Source organism: Streptomyces sp. NPDC005808, assembly GCF_042871385.1.
Taxonomy (GTDB): domain Bacteria; phylum Actinomycetota; class Actinomycetes; order Streptomycetales; family Streptomycetaceae; genus Streptomyces.
In genome coordinates this window covers 144,017-157,912 of the sequence record NZ_JBIAIK010000013.1, presented here as the reverse complement: position 1 = coordinate 157,912, position 13,896 = coordinate 144,017, and the positions used below count along the sequence as shown (strand labels likewise).

Here is a 13,896-nt window from a genome sequence, read left to right as displayed (position 1 = left end):
GGTGGGGCCTGCCCAGGCAGGCCCCACCACCGTTTTTCCGGAGAAGCACCTCCGCGGGGCGTCTCGACCCCCGCGCCGTGCGTCGTCGGCCTGGACGCTCCGATGTCGGGTGAAGCCGACCGTGTCGTTATGATCCGATAAATGATCTGATAACGAGGCAATATGTCCCTGCCTTGATGATGCAGCTTTCTCCCGGGGTGGTCGATGTCCCGCAAGCGACCGACGGACGACGGCGACGAGCTGCTGGCCCGGCTCGGGTCGCTGACGGCGCAGGCGCGTGAGCGTGCGGAGTTCCAGCGCTCACAGGTCGAGCTGGCCATCGCGCTGCAACGCGGGATGCTCCCCGGAGACTTGCCGAGCGCCCCTGGATTCGACGTGGCCGTCCAGTACGCGCCGGCCTGCTACGGCCTCAATGTGGGCGGCGACTGGTACGACGCCTTCGAGCTGCCCGACGGACGCATCGGGCTGTCCATCGGTGATGTCCAGGGACACAACATCGAGGCGGCCGCGTTCATGGGCCAGGTCCGGGTCGGGCTGCGGGCGCTGGCCTCCGTCACGAGCGAGCCGGGAGAACTCCTCGCCCGGACGAACGACCTCCTCCTGTCCATCGGCACCGACCTCTTCGCCACCTGCACGTTCATGCGGCTCGACCCGTCCACCGGCGCGCTGGAGAGCGCACGGGCCGGTCACATACCGTGCGTCTGGGCGACGGCGGACGGAAAGTCCGGCATCACGGAGGACGAAGGCGGTCCACCGCTGGGCGTGGAGGTGGGCACGGAGTACCCGGTGACCCAGTACCGGCTCACCACCGGCGGACTGTTCGTGCTGTTGACCGACGGCGTGGTGGAGGGCCCTTCGATGAGCGTCGAGGAGGGGCTCGATCAGGTGGTGCGGCTCGCGGGTATCGCCGCCGTGGCGGGCCTGTCGGCCGGTTCACTCGCCGCCGGGGTGATCAAGGGTGCCGAGCGCGTGGGACACGAGGACGACGCCGCCGTACTGGTGGTCGGCCACGAGCCGTCCGGCCTTCGGCCGTGACGGACGGCGCCGCGTGACGGACGGCGCCGCGTGACGGACGGCGCCGCGTGACGGACGGCGCCGCGTGACGGACGGCGCCGCGTGACGGACGGCGCCGTAGGGCGGAGGACGCCATAGGAAGCCGGAGCGCCACGCCACGCCTCGCCTCGCCGACGCGGCGGCGGGGGTGTCTGATGGCTGCTGTGGTGGGTACACACGAGCTGCGCCGACCGGTCGTCGTCGCTGTCCAGACGCTGGCCGTGGCCGCCTGCTACTTCGCGGCAGGGCGCCTGGGACTCATGCGGCGGCTCACTGTCGAGGGCGCGGTGTTCACGCCCATCTGGCCGCCCACCGGCGTGGCGGTGGCCGCCCTGCTGATCTTCGGGATCCGTTGCTGGCTCGGGATCGCGATCGGTGCCCTCCTCGTCGTCATCACCCTTGCCTCGCTCCAGCCCCCTGCGATCGGCATCATCGCGGGCAACACCGTCGCTCCGATCTGCGCCTACCTCATGCTGCGCAGGCTGGGCTTCCGGACCGACCTCAGCCGTCTGCGCGACGGCCTGGTCCTGGTATTCCTGGGGGCCCTCGGCAGCATGCTGATCAGCGCCACCGTCGACGTCGCCGTGCTGGTCCTCGCGGGCAAGATCGCCGCACACAACTTCTGGCCGGTGTGGCTGGCGTGGTGGGTGGGCGACGCGATGGGTGTCCTGATCGTCACCCCGGTCCTTCTCATGCTGTATCGGATACGTCTGCCGTTGCGTGCGCCGCGATGGAAGGAAGCCGTGGCACTGGCACTCGTCGCCTGTGTCGTTGTGCCGGTCGCCGCGCACAGCCCGATCAGCCTCCTGTTCCTCGTCTATCCCCTGCTGGTCTGGGCAGCGCTGCGTTTCCCGCACGGCGGCAGCGTGCTCTGCGCCCTCTTCGCCTCCGTGGCGGCCACCGTCGCGGCCACCGACCGGGTCGGTCCGTTCGAGCGGTTGAGCGATAACGAGCTGATGATCAAACTCCAGGCCTTCAACGGAACCATGGCCCTCACCGCTCTGCTCCTGTCGGCCGTGATCACTGAGCAGCGCAACACAAGACGCTCCGTGGAACTGGCCTGCCAAGATCTGGTGGAAGTACTGGATTACCTCACCACCGGGAACCCCTCACGCCTGCCGCCCTTGCCGCCCTTGCCGCCCTTGCCGCCCTCCACGGACGACAAGGGCAAAGGGCGACAGAACGAAGCGCGCTGAGCCATTCGTCGCCTCAAGCGACTGCCGCGGCCGACGACTGGATGCCCCGGGGAGCGGAGTACCGCCCTGGCGCTGCTTCCAGCCACCGCCGTACCGCGGTGCGACCGCCTAAGTCGGGTGAGGAAAGATGAGACCACAAACGAAGAACAACGGATGTGGAGGTGCGCGCCCATGCCGCACGAGCGAGCGGGCCAACAGGCAGGCCCCGAGGACCTCGTCGACGTCGCCCGGTTGGTCACGGCGTACTACTCGCTGCACCCCGACCCGGCAGAACCCGGCCAACGTGTCGCCTTCGGCACGTCCGGACATCGCGGATCCTCCCTGGCGACCGCCTTCAACGAGGACCACATCGCCGCGACGAGCCAGGCGATCTGCGAATACCGCGACGCCCAGGGCATCGACGGTCCGCTCTTCCTGGGCGCCGACACCCATGGCCTGTCGGAGCCCGCCAAGGTCACCGCCCTGGAGGTGTTCGCGGCCAACGACGTGTCGGTACTCCTCGACAGCACGGACGGCTACACGCCCACACCGGCCGTCTCGCACGCCATCCTCACCCACAACCGGGGTCGGTCCGCAGGCTTCGCGGACGGGGTCGTGGTCACCCCCTCCCACAATCCGCCCGCCGACGGTGGCTTCAAGTACAACCCGCCGAACGGCGGCCCGGCGGGTTCCGAGGCGACCGGCTGGATCCAGGACCGGGCCAACGAACTCATCGCGGGCGGCCTCAAGGACGTACGCCGCATCCCCTACGCCAGGGCGCTGACCGCCCCCGGCACCGGCCGCTACGACTTCCTCGGCACCTACGTGGCCGACCTGCCGCAGGTGCTGGACCTGGCGGCGATCCGGGCGGCCGGGGTGCGCATCGGTGCGGACCCGCTGGGCGGGGCCTCGGTCGCCTACTGGGGACGCATCGCCGAACAGCACGCGCTCGACCTCACCGTGGTCAACCCGCTTGCCGACCCCACCTGGCGGTTCATGACGCTGGACTGGGATGGCAAGATCCGAATGGACTGTTCCTCGCCCTATGCCATGGCCTCGCTGATCGAGCAGCGCGACCGCTTCCAGATCTCCACAGGCAACGACGCCGACGCCGACCGCCACGGGATCGTCACCCCGGACGCCGGGCTCATGAACCCCAACCACTACCTCGCCGCCGCCATCTTCTACCTGTACTCGCACCGGGAGCAGTGGCCCGCGGACACGGGGATCGGCAAGACGCTGGTGTCGTCCGGGATGATCGACCGGGTCGCCGCCGATCTGGGCCGCCGACTGGTCGAGGTGCCGGTGGGATTCAAGTGGTTCGTGGACGGGCTGTCCGACGGCTCACTCGGTTTCGGCGGGGAGGAGTCGGCCGGCGCTTCCTTCCTGCGCCACGACGGTTCGGTGTGGACCACCGACAAGGACGGCATCATCCTGGCTCTGCTCGCCTCGGAGATCACGGCCGTGACCGGGAAGACGCCGTCGGAGCACTACGCCGCGCTGACCGCACGTTTCGGCGAACCCGCCTACGAGCGCATCGACGCCCCGGCGACCCGCGAGGAGAAGGCTCTCCTCGCGAGGCTCTCACCCGCGCAGGTCGGCACGGACACCCTGGCCGGAGAAGCCGTCACCGGGGTACTCACCGAAGCTCCGGGCAATGGAGCGTCCATCGGTGGCATCAAGGTGACCACCGCCAACGCGTGGTTCGCGGCCCGTCCCTCAGGCACGGAGGACGTCTACAAGATCTACGCCGAGTCCTTCCTCGGCACCGACCACCTCCGCCAGGTTCAGGAGGAGGCGAAAACCGTCGTCTCGACGGCGTTGGGCAGCTGAGGGCCCGGCGCGCGCCGGGACGGCGATCGACAGGCGTGCAGGCGGGCGCGGCAGGGGCCGCGTCTGCCTGCGATCACGCGACCGTGTCTGCCTGCGATCACGCGGCCGCCTGTGTCACGTGTCCGCTGTCGCGCGTCCGCCTGTGGTCACGTGCTCGCCTGTACCGGTCGCCGCAGCAGATAGGCGGCTGCGGTCGTGACGAGGACAGCCATGCACGCGATGAACACCAGGCCCGCACCCTCCAGGCCCATCGGACCCGCCAGCACCCCCACACCGATGACCGGCACCGAAATGCCCCCGTAGGCCACCACGAACAGCATCGAGATCACTGCAGCGCGCCGGTCCGGGGGAGAGGCCTCGGCCACCGCGGACAGCGCTCCGCGGAAGGCCAGCCCCTGGCCCACCCCTGCGACGAGCGCGCTCGCCACCACCAGTGACAGCAGGTCCCACCGCAGCGCACCCGCGAGCAGCGCAAGGGCGAGGAACAGTGTGGCGCAGCCCAGCGGCAGCGACCGGCCGACCCCGACCCGGCCGACCAACAGCTGCCCGCCGATCGAGGCGAAGAAGGCCAGCGCGACGACAAGCCCGCTCACGGCGTGGTTGTCCACGTTCAGGGAATCTTCGAGGAAGGCCGGGCTGACCGCGGTGAACACCCCGAACAGCGCGAACCCCACGAAGGAGGCGATCGCCGCGGGCCCGAACACGGCCCGCACCTGCGAGGGCACGCCTGGCCGCTGCGGCCGTACGGTGCTCAGCGGCCGTCGCTCCCGTACGGTCTCCGGCAGACGCAGCAGGACGAGAGCCGAGCCGGCCACCAGCACGAGGTGCACGGCGAACGGTAGATACAGGGGCCAGGTGGCGTACTGGGCGAGTACTCCGGCGAGCAGCGGACCGCAGCCCAGCCCGCCCATGTTGACGGCTGTCGCCACGAACGTCGCCCGGGAGGCGCCGCCGTCCGGTGCCAGTTCCAGCACGTAGACCGTGGCGGCCCCGGTGAACAGGCCGGCTGACAGTCCCGACATCAGCCGGCCCGCGTACAGCCAGGTCAGCCCGTCGGCGGACAGGAAGCAGACGGCGCTCAAGGTCGCGAATCCCAGGCCTGCCAGCAGTACGGGCCGCCTGCCGACGGCGTCGGAGGCGTTGCCTGCCAGCAGCAGTACGCCGATGACCCCGAAGGCGTAAACGGCGTACACGACGGTCACCATCAGCTCGGAGAAATCGAACTTCTCCTGGTAGAGGGTGTAGAGCGGGGTCGGCAGCGTGGTGCCGGCCATGCAGACGGCGAACACCGCCCCGCCGAGGAGACACTGGCGCCACCCTGGGCGATTTCCGTCCATACCGCCGACAATAATCCTGGGCGTCGTGCCCTGCGCGCTGCCGCGAGGGAGGGTGGAAGGTGGCGGCCACCTGCCGGTGCAGGTCCGGAGCAGGCGGCCGCGGCGCGTGGATCGACGTACCTGAGCGGGTTACGCCAAGCGCCGAATTAAAGAAACGCTTGCGTTTCGTTCTTGGTCGACATAGGTTATGTGTACGAAACCGTTTCGTATTGAGGGAGTTCGGGGCGTGCCCAGTAGTCGCAGTAGCAAGCCCGGCGTACCGCGTGAGTCGGGGTCCGCGGCGCTGGTCGTGACCGTCGTGGCGCGGGCTGCGCGATGACTACCTCTCCGGTGTTCCTGGCTGTCGCCCTCTCGTTGCTCTCCGCGGTCTGCTATGCCACGGCGGCCGTGGTCCAGGAAAGGACCGCCGCCAGAACTCCGGACCTGCGCGGCGCCCTCGTCCGCGGCTCATGGTGGTGGTCGGTTCTCCTCAACGCCACCGGCGCACTGCTGCACGTCGTCGCCCTGAGGTACGGGCCGCTGACCCTGGTGCAGCCGCTCGGCGCGCTGACCCTCGTGGCGGCAGTTCCCCTGGGCTCGCTGGCCGCCCGCAGTCGGACCTCGGGAACGCAGTGGCGCGGCATGGCCCTCACCCTCGTCGGGCTGACCGCACTGCTGACCGCCACCGCCTCGGGCAACGCGCCGGACAACACCCTGGACGCCACCGAGGTCGTGATGGTCGCCCTCACCGCCGCCACGGTCGTCGCGGTCCTCGTCCGGGTCGCTTCGGGCCGCTTCGCCCTGGGCGGCCTCGCCTTCGCGGCGGCTTCCGGCATCGCCTCCGGAGTCGGCTCCACGCTGGCCCAGAAGCTCGCCGTCGGGCCGGCGCTGTCCTGGAACGTGGCGGTGGTGACGGTGCTCACCGCAGCGTTCGCCACGGCCGGGCTGTTGCTCTCCCAGAAGGCCTATCGCAGCGGCCTCGGTGGCCCGCTCGCCCTGCTCACCCTCGTCAACCCCGTCACCGCGTCGCTCATCGGCATCACCCTGCTCGGTGAAGGCTTCCAGTACGGGACGACCGGCACCCTGCTCGCGATCGCGGGCGCCGCGGCGGCCGGCCGCGGTGTGGTCCTGCTCAGCAGGCCCCAGCCCCACCACGACCACGACAGCTTCGGCGACGGCGACGGCGACGACCACCCGCGCCTGCCGCGGCGGCCGCGGCAGGCGGCCGCCCCGGGCCTGCGGCCCTCCCGCCTCTTCCGAACCGCGTTCGCGTCCACCGGACGGATGCGCCCGGCCGTGGCCGGCATCACCGGAACGAGCCGGGTCATCTGAAAGGGAGAACGCGAACATGACGACTCTTCAACTGCATCCTCGGACGTCCGTGCGTGCGGCGGGCCTGGTGGACGTGCCCGCCGTGGTACGCCTGATCGCTCCCGCCCCACCTTCGACCTCGCCTTCAGCCCCGGCCGCGGCTCCGGGCAGCTCCGCACGGGACTGGGAGCAGGCGCAGAGCGCCATGCGGCTGGTGCTGGCCCACCATGCCCTCGAAGAGGGCCAGGTATGGGTGGCCGAGCAGGAGGACGGCGCGCTCCTCGCTGCCGCCGTCTGGTTGCCGCCCGGCGTCGAGTCCGAGCCCCCCGAGACGTACTTCAGCAGCCTTCTTGCGCGTGAACTCGCCATCGGCCGGCAACACCGCCCGGTGCTGCCGGCGTTGCTGAAGGAGGCGGGGCCCCCGGGGCCGCACTGGAAGGTGGTCATCGCGGGCGCGCCGGACGAGACGAGCGCCTGGGACCGTACCGTCGCTGCCGACCTGCTGGCACCAGGGCTGCGCGCCGTCGACGACCAGGCCGCGACCGCCGTCGCGATCACGGTCTCCGCCCCTCACGCGGACCAGTTGCGGCCCCTCGGGTTCCGTCGGCCGCGCGAGGCCGACCTCATGCCGGGCGTGAGTGTATGGCTGACGACTCGTCACCCCAGGGGTCGGTCGGCGGGCTGACGGGCACCCGTCACCACGCCGACCGGCTGGAGCCCATCGCCGTCATCGGCATGGCCGTACGGCTCCCCGGCGCTCGCGACCTGGCCGCCTTCTGGGACCTGGTCACCTCCGGCCGGCGCGGCATCGAGCACTTTCCCTCGACCGACGGCCGTGTAAGGCCGCCTACCACCTCGGTCTGACCGGCCCCGCCTTCACCGTGCAGTCGGCAGCTCCAGCTCGCTCGTCGGCGTCCACCTCGCCGCCGGGATGCTCAGGCAGGGCGACGCGGACGTGATGCTCGTCGGAGGTGTCCTCGTCGACACCGAACTGACCGACGGCTACTGCGCCAGGCGTACGGCCTGGCGGACGACGCGCGCGCCGCGCTGTCCTCCGTGAAGAGTCGCGCCGAGAGCAGCGCCCTGCTCGACATGCTGTACGCCCACATCGCCAGGAACCCGCTGCTGCACTGCCGCGTCCACTGGCAGCCGCGCACCCTGGTCTGCTGGGACAACCGAAGCGTGCAGCACCACGCTGTGTGGGACTCCTTCCCCCACACCCGCCAGGGCCGCCGTGTCGCCGTCAACGGCACTCGCCTACAGGCCTGAGCCACCGATCCCGGACGCGACACCCGGGCGCCCCCGGTCGGGGAGCGCCCGAGTTGACTTCGAGCGCACTCCAGGGTGTTCGCTGGTGAAGGCAGGACCGCGCCGTCGCGACGGCGCGGCCGACGACTTTCATGAGGAGTACGCCATGACACAGAAGGTCTGGTTCATCACCGGAGCCTCGCGCGGCTTCGGGCGGGAGTGGGCGATCGCGGCGCTGGAACGCGGTGACTCCGTGGCCGCGACGGCACGCGATCTGTCCACGTTGGACGATCTTGGCGCGACCTATGGAGAGCGGCTCCTGCCCCTGCAACTGGATGTCACGGACCGCGACGCGGGCTTTGCAGCCGTGCGGCAGGCGCACGAGCGATTCGGGCGCTTGGACGTCGTCGTGAACAATGCCGGCTACGGCCACTTCGGCATGGTCGAGGAACTCACTGAGGCGGAGGCCCGCGCGCAGCTGGAGACCAACCTGTTCGGGGCGCTGTGGGTCACCCAGGCCGCACTGCCGTTCCTGCGCGAGCAGGGCAGCGGTCACATTCTGCAGGTCTCTTCCATCGGCGGGATCAGCGCGTTCCCGCTGGTCGGCATCTACCACGCGTCGAAGTGGGCGCTCGAGGGGATCAGCCAGGCGCTGGCCCAGGAGGTGGCGCCGTTCGGCATCAAGGTCACGCTGATCGAGCCCGGTGGCTTCTCCACCGACTGGGCGGGCTCGTCGTCGAGCACGTCCGAGCAGCTGCCCGCGTACGCAGAGTTCCACAAGCAGGTTCAGGAGCAGCGTCGTCAGCGCATCGGCACCCCGGGCGATCCGCGCGCGTCCGCGGCGGCCGTCCTGGAGATCGTGGACGCCGCCGAGCCGCCGCTGCGGTGTTTCTTCGGTGCGGCGCCACTGGGTATCGCCAGGGCCGACTACGAGCAACGTCTGGCGACGTGGGAGAAGTGGCAGCCGGTGGCGGAACTGGCCCAGGGCTGAAGCCTCTCGGCTTTCCGCACCCGCCGGCTTCGGTGCGGAGGAGGCCGCTCCCATCAGCAAGGCCTGTTGCACACCGGGCCCCTACGGTGTCCACGGCGGGCGCTTGAGCGCGACGTGTGCTGGGTATGTTCGAAATTCTCCGGATGCATGCGTATCGTGCTGAAGTAGGGCTGGGGTCAAGGCAGTTGGGGGATGCTGTGGGTTCAGGAGACGAGTACGACAGAGCTGGCTCGAGGCCCTCGGACCCGGGCGTGCCCTGGGGCCCTGAGGGATCTTCGACGGTGCCGGACCCGGACCGGGGGCACAGCGAGGGCGGGCCTTCGGCACCGGCCGGGGCCGCAGCTCCGGACCCGGTACCGGCACCGCCCCCGGCACCGCCCGAGGACTCCGTGCTCCCGCCCTCGGGCCCTTCCCCGGTGCCGGGCTACTCACCGTTCCCGCCCCCGCCGGACCGTCCGCCTTTGGTCGGTGCGCTGTCTGCGCCCGATCCCCTGCGCGCGCCGGCCGTGGCTTTGCTGAACCTGAGCGGCCTGGGACTCGGATATGTGCTGCTGCGCCGCTGGATGGCCGCGGCTCTCTGCTGGGCCGTGACGGCCGTGCTGCTGCTGATCGCGTTGCCCGCGGATCCGGACGGCGTACCCGGTGGAGTGGTGGTCGCGTACGTCATCTTCCTGCTGTTCACCGCAGGCGACGGGGCACGCCGCGGACTGCGTGTCCCCGCTGATCCTGCGCCGGCGGCGACGGGTGCGCCAGGCCGGTCCGGCCTGCTGCGGCCGCCCGTGGTCCTTGCCCTGGGCCTGGTGCTGCTGGCGGTGCCGGCGGGCGGTGCGGTCGCCTATGACGCGGCACGGGACGAGGCCGTGGAGCAGATGCTGCTCGACCGGCTCGCCGGCGCCGACGAACTGGTGGCCGAAGGCTCCGCCGGCTCGTTCGCCGCATCGAAGGAGCACTACCGGAGAGCGCTGGCGCAATACAGCGAACTCGCCGAGGAACATGAGGGATCGAGAGCCGCGAAGCTCGTACCGGACAGGCTGAGAAAGTACTACACCACCGTCGCCGACCCGTACGCGAAGGACGAGTACTGCGACGCCGTCGAACCGCTGACGTATCTGCGGACCGTCCCCGACGCGGTGGACGAGGATCTGCTGGGCAGTCTCACCGCCTGGCCCGACGACCGGTTGGCCACCTCGCTGTACGAGTGCGGCGTGAGCAGGCTCGGGGCCGAGGGGGCAGCCACGGACGGGGGCGAGTTCGGGGTCCTGTTGCGTACGTTCCCGGCCTCCGCGCAGGCGGACAAGGTGGAGCCGGCCGTCCGGAGCAGGATCAAGCAGTTGAACGGGGAACTGACCAGCGGCGATCGGGCTCCCTGCGCTGTCACCGAGGAACTGCAACGGGTCAGCGACACGGCATCGGGGCTGCCCGGCGAGAGCGCGACCGTGCTGTCCGCGGAAGCCGGTGATGGGGTGGAGTCGGGGACCTACGCCTGCGGTGTGGACCAGTTCAAGGACGACGACTTCGCCGCGGCCCGCCAGACCATGACCGATTTCGCCGACAGGTACAAGGACAGCGAACATCGCGTGCAGGCTCAGAACATCGCCATAGGCGCGGAGATCGCCGAGGAGTCTCCTGCGGCGGGCAAGCGCGTGCCGTCGGCCGCCGAACCGAATGGCTCCGGACTGGAACTCGTCATCAGCAATGACGCTCCGGACAATGTGGAGATCCTCTTCACCGGTCCGGTCACCGGAAAGGTCTCGCTGAGGGCCTGCGGGGGTTGCGAGACGTACTCCAGTGAGTCGAGCGGCAGAACCCTTGCCTGCCAGGACGCGAGCAGGAGCTATCCGAAGACCAGACTGGTGCTGCCCGCAGGCGACTACTACTTCCTCTACAAGCGTGCCGACGACACGGTCGACAATGCCAACCACACCGCCACCAGCAAGATCGAGTCCGGCTACTCGTACACGGACTGCACCTATGTCGTCCAGAGCGACCCGTGGGACCTGGATCTGCCCGAGCTGGACCTCCCCGAACTCGACCTGCCCGAACTGACCCAGCCATGAACCCACGAACCGTCCGGCACCGGAGCTGACGGGTGGACGGGAAGGTCGCTTCCAGTCGGGTGGTCGGGGCACGCGGGCATCGGGTTGGTTCCTGTCGGTTCACGGTTCACGGCTCACGGTTCTGCGTCCGGCGTCCGGCGTTCGCGGTGAGGGCAGCCGCTCATTCGGGGAGGAGAGAGAGGACGTGGGGCAGGATCTCCTGGAAGGGGTCCAATGACTGCTGGGCGCGGGCGAGGATCGTGGCGCCTTCCCATGCGCTGAGCAGGAGTGTGGCGAGCCCGCGGGACTGTTCCGTGGAGGAGACTCCGTAACCTTCCAGGCCCTTTTGCAGGGCCTGGACCAGCGACTCGTAGCCCTCGCGGCAGACGGCGCTGAGGGCGGGGGAGCCGGGCACGGAGTCGAGGGTGACGGTGGTGAGCGGCATCCCCTCGGCGAAGCCGCTGTCCTGCAGTTCGCGTGAGCAGTTCTCGAACATCGCGGTGATCCACTGCCGGGCGGTGGGGCCGGCCTGGCAGGTGGCGTCGATGAACGCCACCGAGTCAGCTGTGGCGATCCGGGTGGCCTCGACTGCGATCTCCTCCTTGCCACCCGGGAAGAGGTAGTAGACCGATCCGCGGGGCGCGCCGGACTCCTCGATGATCTGTGCCAGTCCTGTCCCCTTGTAGCCCTGGCGGCACAGCAGGAGTTGCGCCACGCCGAGGATCTTCTCCCGTGAATCCGACTTCGGTCTCGCCATGCCTGTAACTATAGTGGTCTCTATAGCTATGTCGATCGCCATAGTAAGGAGCCTCGACTTCGTCCCCGACCTGGGAGTACGGCAGCGGTCTGCCGTGGCCGGGGCTCGCTGTCAGGTAGGTCCAGGTGACCTCGTCCTCGCTCGCCGGACCCGGGGGTGTCACGGCGAGACCGGCGGCGATCTCGACACTGGACGAGAACCTCGGACCGCACACGATCGACGACAGTGCGGAACTCAGCTCGGTCGCCGTGCCGGTCCTGGTCGTCGTCGGCCGCCACGATTTCATCTGCGGGGTGAGGGGGGCCGAGGAACCGCACAGCCTGATCCCCGCATCGGAACTGAGAAGGCTTCCGCTTTCCGAACGTGATCGTGTGGTTCGAGGTTGGTGGGCGTGAACTCTGCCTGTGGGCGGGAGAGATGGGCTCACCAGTAGATCCTGCGGGCCCTCGCTGCGCCCGAGGCGGCGGCGAAGCCTTCTCAGACGGTGGCATCCTGCTGTTCCAGCCATTTGGTAATCAGCTGGTTTGTTTCCTCAGGCATTTCCTCCTGGATCCAGTGCCCGCAGTCCAGGCCGACAACTTCCACGTTGGGCACGAACTCCGCCAGCGTTTCGGACCTCGGGACCGCAAGGTCCCGGTCGCCGTAGATCATGAGGGCGGGCTGCTGGATGATCGGGTCCACGTCCGCCAGCTGGTGCCAGTTGCGGTCGAGGTTCCGGTACCAGTTGATGCCGCCCGTGAATCCCGACGTTTCGAACCCGGAGATGTAGACGGCCAGGTCGCTGTCGCTCATGACAGGCTCACCGAGCGGTGCTTCCGCCAGGGCGAGGTTGATAAACGCCATGCCCGGCTCAGGGGGCACCGGGGGAACGTTCTTCCGGTAGAGGTTGCGGAGAAACTGGCTTGTGTTCGCATCGAACACGGCGTCCGCAACGCCCGGCTGTCGATTGAAGTGGACGAAGTAGAAGTCGCCGCCGAGGAACTGTTCCATGACCTCGATCCACGGCGTTTCACCGCGCACCTGGTAAGGCAAGGACAGGTTGATCACCTTGTTCACACGGTTGGGGCGCAGCAGGGCCAGTCCCCAGACGACGAACGCACCCCAGTCATGGCCGACGAAGGTGGCGTCTTCGTATCCGTAGTGGTCGAGGAGCGCGACGAGGTCGCCCGACAGGTGCTCGATGTCGTAGTCGGCCACTTCGGCCGGCTGGGATGAGTTGCCGTAACCCCGCTGGTTCGGTGCGATGACGTGGTAGCCGGCTTCGGCGAGGACGGGCATCAGATGACGCCAGGAGTACGCGTGCTCAGGCCAGCCGTGGCAGAGCACGATGGGCTTTCCCTTGTTTTCTCGTCCTGCTTCGAAGACTTCGAGTTCCACGCCGTTGACCGGAACAATGGTGGGCTTGGGGAAGTCGCTAGAATTGGTCATCGTGTTTCCTTATTGGCTTTCGGCGTGATTGGGCTCAGGTGAAGTTCCCGAAGAGGTCGGGCTGTCTGTTGAATCACGAACTCTTTGCGCGGGGGACCGAGCGGTCGATCATGATGGCCGCTCGGACCTTGCCATGGACGCCACCATCCGCTCCAGGCGGGCCAGCCGCGTCTTCTCGGTACGGGCGGTGACCAGACCGAGGTACAGGGCGAACTGGTCGGACTTGCCGAGCGTGTCGTAGAACACCCGCGCTGCAGGGTTCGCCTCGAGGGCTTCGATGAGATCCGGTGGTGCGGTGGCGTTCTTCTGCGAGGCGTATGCCGTCTCCCAGCGGCCGTCCGCCCGCGCCGCCTCGACCGCGGCAAGGCCGCGGGGGCGCATCCGGCCTGCCGCGATCAGGACCTCGGCCTTGTCGACGTTCACCTGCGACCAGGCGGACCGGGGGCGGCGGGGTGTCGTGCGCTGCAGAAAGTACGAGTCGTCGAAGCCGCGCCGCTGACCGTCGATCCAGCCAAAGCAGAGCACCGTGTCGACCATCTCTTCCCAGGTGAGCGACGAGATGCCGGTATGCTTCTTGGCGATCTTCACCCAGAGCGCGGCCTTCTTCCCGTGATGCTCTTCGAGCCACGCCTCCAGCTCGGCCGGGCTCGCGGCGACAAGGATCTCGACGCCGTCCTCGTGTTTCTCCATATGCCGCAGACTAGAGGCTGTATAGGACAGTTAGTGACCTACTCAGGCGACCCGCTCA

At 69.1% G+C, this 13,896-nt stretch carries 11 protein-coding genes and 2 pseudogenes; 9 read left to right on the top strand and 4 right to left on the bottom strand.

Annotation, left to right across the window (positions count from 1 at the left end; translation table 11 throughout):
* Nucleotides 1-204 precede the first annotated feature (204 nt).
* The 3 genes from ACFYPC_RS26860 (at nucleotide 205) to pgm (ending at nucleotide 4,061) form a co-directional block, all read left to right on the top strand.
* The gene (locus ACFYPC_RS26860; RefSeq protein WP_388681029.1) at nucleotides 205-1,035 is read left to right on the top strand and encodes a PP2C family protein-serine/threonine phosphatase; all 831 of its coding nucleotides are present in this window, start codon (nucleotides 205-207) and stop codon (nucleotides 1,033-1,035) included.
* 173 nt (nucleotides 1,036-1,208) lie between these two features.
* Nucleotides 1,209-2,249, top strand: a complete 1,041-nt coding sequence (locus ACFYPC_RS26855) for an MASE1 domain-containing protein (RefSeq protein ID WP_388681026.1) — start codon at nucleotides 1,209-1,211, stop codon at nucleotides 2,247-2,249.
* A gap of 171 nt (nucleotides 2,250-2,420) precedes the next feature.
* Nucleotides 2,421-4,061: a phosphoglucomutase (alpha-D-glucose-1,6-bisphosphate-dependent) gene (pgm, locus tag ACFYPC_RS26850; RefSeq protein ID WP_388681024.1), complete on the top strand. Its 1,641-nt coding sequence runs from the start codon at nucleotides 2,421-2,423 to the stop codon at nucleotides 4,059-4,061.
* A 146-nt stretch (nucleotides 4,062-4,207) separates the two neighbouring features.
* Here pgm and ACFYPC_RS26845 read toward each other — a convergent pair whose 3' ends face one another.
* Nucleotides 4,208-5,398 carry an MFS transporter gene (locus tag ACFYPC_RS26845; protein ID WP_388681022.1) on the bottom strand — a complete coding sequence of 397 codons (1,191 nt, stop codon included), beginning with the start codon at nucleotides 5,396-5,398 and terminating at the stop codon, nucleotides 4,208-4,210.
* Nucleotides 5,399-5,713: 315 nt separating this feature from the next.
* Between ACFYPC_RS26845 and ACFYPC_RS26840 the strand changes: the two genes are divergently transcribed.
* The 6 genes and pseudogenes from ACFYPC_RS26840 (at nucleotide 5,714) to ACFYPC_RS26815 (ending at nucleotide 10,984) form a co-directional block, all read left to right on the top strand.
* Complete coding sequence (locus ACFYPC_RS26840; protein ID WP_388681020.1) at nucleotides 5,714-6,709, top strand: hypothetical protein; 996 nt, start codon at nucleotides 5,714-5,716, stop codon at nucleotides 6,707-6,709.
* 16 nt (nucleotides 6,710-6,725) lie between these two features.
* Nucleotides 6,726-7,373 carry a hypothetical protein gene (locus ACFYPC_RS26835; protein WP_388681017.1) on the top strand — a complete coding sequence of 216 codons (648 nt, stop codon included), beginning with the start codon at nucleotides 6,726-6,728 and terminating at the stop codon, nucleotides 7,371-7,373.
* A gap of 29 nt (nucleotides 7,374-7,402) precedes the next feature.
* Nucleotides 7,403-7,694: pseudogene (locus tag ACFYPC_RS26830) on the top strand (beta-ketoacyl synthase N-terminal-like domain-containing protein); the annotation flags it as partial.
* Nucleotides 7,667-7,957, top strand: a pseudogene (locus ACFYPC_RS26825) (TauD/TfdA dioxygenase family protein); the annotation flags it as partial. The pseudogenes ACFYPC_RS26830 and ACFYPC_RS26825, both read left to right, overlap by 28 nt.
* Before the next feature lie 145 nt (nucleotides 7,958-8,102).
* On the top strand, nucleotides 8,103-8,927 hold the full coding sequence (locus ACFYPC_RS26820; protein ID WP_388681015.1) for an SDR family oxidoreductase: 825 nt from the start codon (nucleotides 8,103-8,105) through the stop codon (nucleotides 8,925-8,927).
* A gap of 506 nt (nucleotides 8,928-9,433) precedes the next feature.
* A complete protein-coding gene (locus ACFYPC_RS26815; protein ID WP_388681013.1) occupies nucleotides 9,434-10,984 on the top strand; it encodes a hypothetical protein in 1,551 nt (516 codons plus the stop codon).
* Between the two features lie 160 nt (nucleotides 10,985-11,144).
* Here the strand turns inward: ACFYPC_RS26815 and ACFYPC_RS26810 are convergent, their stop codons facing one another.
* The 3 genes from ACFYPC_RS26810 to ACFYPC_RS26800 all read right to left on the bottom strand — a co-directional run bounded on the left by ACFYPC_RS26810 (nucleotide 11,145) and on the right by ACFYPC_RS26800 (nucleotide 13,838).
* On the bottom strand, nucleotides 11,145-11,720 hold the full coding sequence (locus tag ACFYPC_RS26810) for a TetR/AcrR family transcriptional regulator (RefSeq protein ID WP_388681011.1): 576 nt from the start codon (nucleotides 11,718-11,720) through the stop codon (nucleotides 11,145-11,147).
* 477 nt (nucleotides 11,721-12,197) lie between these two features.
* Nucleotides 12,198-13,148, bottom strand: coding sequence for an alpha/beta fold hydrolase (locus ACFYPC_RS26805; RefSeq protein WP_388681009.1), 951 nt, complete (start codon nucleotides 13,146-13,148; stop codon nucleotides 12,198-12,200).
* A 108-nt stretch (nucleotides 13,149-13,256) separates the two neighbouring features.
* Nucleotides 13,257-13,838 carry a YdeI family protein gene (locus tag ACFYPC_RS26800; RefSeq protein WP_388681007.1) on the bottom strand — a complete coding sequence of 194 codons (582 nt, stop codon included), beginning with the start codon at nucleotides 13,836-13,838 and terminating at the stop codon, nucleotides 13,257-13,259.
* Between the last annotated feature and the right edge of the window lie 58 nt (nucleotides 13,839-13,896).